The sequence below is a fragment of the Syntrophomonas sp. UBA5494 genome (assembly GCF_002426325.1).
The window spans coordinates 33,325-36,280 of record NZ_DIPG01000134.1 but is presented as its reverse complement, the minus strand read 5'-3'; the positions used below and the strand labels follow the sequence as shown (position 1 = coordinate 36,280).

Below are 2,956 nucleotides of genomic sequence, written 5' to 3'. Positions count from 1 at the left end.
TATTGGAGCTGCGCAATACCTTGAATATGGATTACAGCATCTCCGCGCAGCTGCAGGAACTGTACGATTATTTTTATTTCCAGCTGGTTCAGGCCAACATTCATAAAGATAAGCTGCTGCTTAAAGAGATCCTGCCTTTTCTTGCAGAACTGCGGGAGACCTGGCAGGAAGCCGTCCGCCTGGCCGGGCCCACCAGTGCCAGGAGAGAACAGAACCTTTATGTCAACATAATGGGTTAGCGGAATGGAGACCATATGAAATCCATTTTAGTGAAAAAGCAAGCCATCAGACAGCACTTTGCCGACTTGGAGCTGATCGCCCGAAAACAGGCCGAACTGCTCCGCCTGGCACATCTGGATAATGCTGATGAAATTATAGTGAAACTGAAAGGTTTGCTAGAACAGCGCCAGGAGCTTATGAATAAAATTGACCTGGCCCAGAAGAGCGTTAAAGAAGAAGAGCGAAACATGCCGGAGCCCCAGGACCCGGCGGTGCTTGAAAACATCGGCAGGGAAGAAGCCGCCATATTTAACAGCATCCTAGCTATTCAAAGCTTTGATGAAGAATGTGGGCGCTCAGCCGAGCGGTTGCTCCAGATTACCGGGAAGGAGCTCAGCCAGGTGCGCAAGAATTTGAAGGCTTTAAAGTCCTATGTCGGCGCCGGGGAATACGGCCAATCCCAATTTTTTGACGGCTATAAATAAAGCTGCGGTTGGGGATAGTTATGAGGTAATATAGTGGGCAATAGATTGATAGACGAGATTATAGCCAATTTTGGACTTCAGTATGAACTCTGCCAGAACATGGAGCAAGAGTCCCGGCAACAGCTGGAGTCCTTGCAGATGGGTACCGGCCGTGCCGAGATAAACCCCATCCTGGATCGCCGCCGCCTTCTCTTGTTAAAACTGGATCAACTCTGCCAGGACAACCGGAAATTGCAGCAAGAGTTGTCCAGGGAATTAGGATTAGAGGAGTTTAACCTGACCCGGCTCAAACCTTGCCTTGCTGCGGAGGAGTGGGCAGTATTGGCAAAGCTGATCAATCAGCTGAGCCTGGTGCTGCGCCGGATTACAGATACCGATGCCAGGAGCCAGCAGTTGATGTCTCTCGGCCAGGCAGCCGCTCCCCAAAAGGCAGGACCGATAAACCAAAACCAGGCCCTCCGAGCTTATCAGGAGGTAATAAGGCAAAATAAGGAACCGCGGAGCTAACCCGGAAAAAAACTGAAAAAGGCGCGTATGGGCCAGGAGCAGCAAGCTTCCTTGCCTTTTTTAATGGCAACATATATAATAGGCATTACGGATTGGAGAGTATGCCGGGTCAAAAAGCATGCTCACTCCGAAACCAATTTAAAAGTAAAAGCGAGGGATTTTATCACATGTTTGAGGACAAAAGCTTAATATGCGAGGATTGCGGGCAGGAGTTTATCTTCACTTCCGGTGAACAGGAATTCTATCATCAGAAGGGGTTTGAAAACCAGCCCAAGCGCTGTAAGGAATGCAGAACCCAGCGCAGAAATTCGCGCAGCGGCAAGAGCCGCGAGATGTTCACCGCAATATGTGCTAAATGCGGAACTGAGACCCAGGTTCCCTTTAGACCAGTGGAAGATAGACCTGTGTACTGCTTGCAGTGCTTCCAGGAACAAAGGCAAGCAGCTTTATAATATAGCGCTAAACCGGGCTTTGAGCCCGGTTTATTTTTTCTCTAATTAATGGATATTCCCTGCCTAGTTGTATACTACTAAAGTATAGACAATCTACTAGAGAAAATAATAGACCCATTGTAAAATAGATGTAACAACGGGAAAGGAGTGGTTGCATGAGGTTCGAAATCAGAGGAAAAAATATCGATGTAACAGATGCCCTCAAGGAATATACCACCAAACGGCTTTCCAAGTTGGAGAAGTATTTTGATGACAGCCGTGATGCCCAAGTTGCTATGTCAGTGGAGGGTGAACGCCACAAAGTAGAGGTGACCATCCCGTTAAACGGGATCATTCTGCGCGGGGAAGAAGCCAGCGAGGACATGTACAGCTCCATCGATCTGGTGGAAGAAAAACTGGAGAAGCAATTAGAAAAATATAAAACCAAGCTAAATAAAAACCACCGCGCCTCCGGATTAAAGAAAGCCATGCTGGAGAACCCGGTCGGCGTTAACACTCCGATGGAAAAATTTAAAATCGTACGCACCAAACGGTTTGCCCTGAAACCTATGGATGAAGAAGAAGCCATTATGCAAATGAACCTTTTAGGGCATAATTTCTTCGTATTTTTTAATTCTAAGACCGATGAAGTCAATGTGGTATACAAGCGTAAGGACTGCAATTATGGGTTGATCGAGCCCTGGTTTGATTAGTTGCCCCTGAAGCGGCGGAATGCTACTATAGAAACATCGAGTAAACCTTTGTGATACAAGGAACCGTAGGGTTCCTTTTTTTTGAAGTGAGGTATCTGGTTCATGTTAAAAAATTTTTTTAAGAAGCTTTTAGACGATACTGAAAAAGAAGTGCGCAAATACAGCAAAACCGTGCAAATCATCAATGAGTTGGAGCCGCAGATGGCCGCTCTTTCTGAAGCGGCCTTCCCGGCCAAAACCCAGGAGTTCAAGGAACGCCTGCAAAACGGCGCAACCCTTAAGGACATACTGCCCGAGGCTTTCGCACTGGTCAGAGAGGCCTCGCGGCGTACTCTGGGCATGCGCCATTTCGATGTACAGCTCATCGGCGGCATGGTCCTGAATGACGGGCGCATCGCGGAAATGAAAACCGGGGAAGGCAAAACCCTGGTTGCCACCCTGCCTGCCTACCTCAACGCCCTGGAGGGTAAAGGGGTGCATATCGTAACCGTCAATGATTACCTGGCCAGCCGTGACGCCGGCTGGATGGCCCCGGTTTACAACTACTGCGGACTGACGGTAGGGTTGATCGTACATGGCCTCAGCTATATGGAGAGAAAAA

The 2,956-nt window shown here is 48.3% G+C and carries 5 protein-coding genes and 1 pseudogene; all 6 read left to right on the top strand.

Annotation, left to right across the window (positions count from 1 at the left end):
• Nucleotides 1–239 (top strand): flagellar export chaperone FliS (locus tag B3W37_RS15150; RefSeq protein WP_483176285.1); only part of this gene is annotated, 239 nt, incomplete at its 5' end.
• A 15-nt stretch (nucleotides 240–254) separates the two neighbouring features.
• The gene (locus B3W37_RS15145; RefSeq protein ID WP_483176284.1) at nucleotides 255–704 is read left to right on the top strand and encodes a hypothetical protein; all 450 of its coding nucleotides are present in this window, start codon (nucleotides 255–257) and stop codon (nucleotides 702–704) included.
• 33 nt (nucleotides 705–737) lie between these two features.
• Nucleotides 738–1,211, top strand: coding sequence for a hypothetical protein (locus B3W37_RS15140; protein WP_481042293.1), 474 nt, complete (start codon nucleotides 738–740; stop codon nucleotides 1,209–1,211).
• A gap of 167 nt (nucleotides 1,212–1,378) precedes the next feature.
• The gene (locus B3W37_RS15135) at nucleotides 1,379–1,663 is read left to right on the top strand and encodes a zinc-ribbon domain containing protein (RefSeq protein ID WP_481042295.1); all 285 of its coding nucleotides are present in this window, start codon (nucleotides 1,379–1,381) and stop codon (nucleotides 1,661–1,663) included.
• A 155-nt stretch (nucleotides 1,664–1,818) separates the two neighbouring features.
• The gene (hpf, locus tag B3W37_RS15130; protein WP_481042297.1) at nucleotides 1,819–2,355 is read left to right on the top strand and encodes a ribosome hibernation-promoting factor, HPF/YfiA family; all 537 of its coding nucleotides are present in this window, start codon (nucleotides 1,819–1,821) and stop codon (nucleotides 2,353–2,355) included.
• 102 nt (nucleotides 2,356–2,457) lie between these two features.
• A pseudogene (gene secA / locus B3W37_RS15125) lies at nucleotides 2,458–2,956 on the top strand (preprotein translocase subunit SecA); the annotation flags it as partial.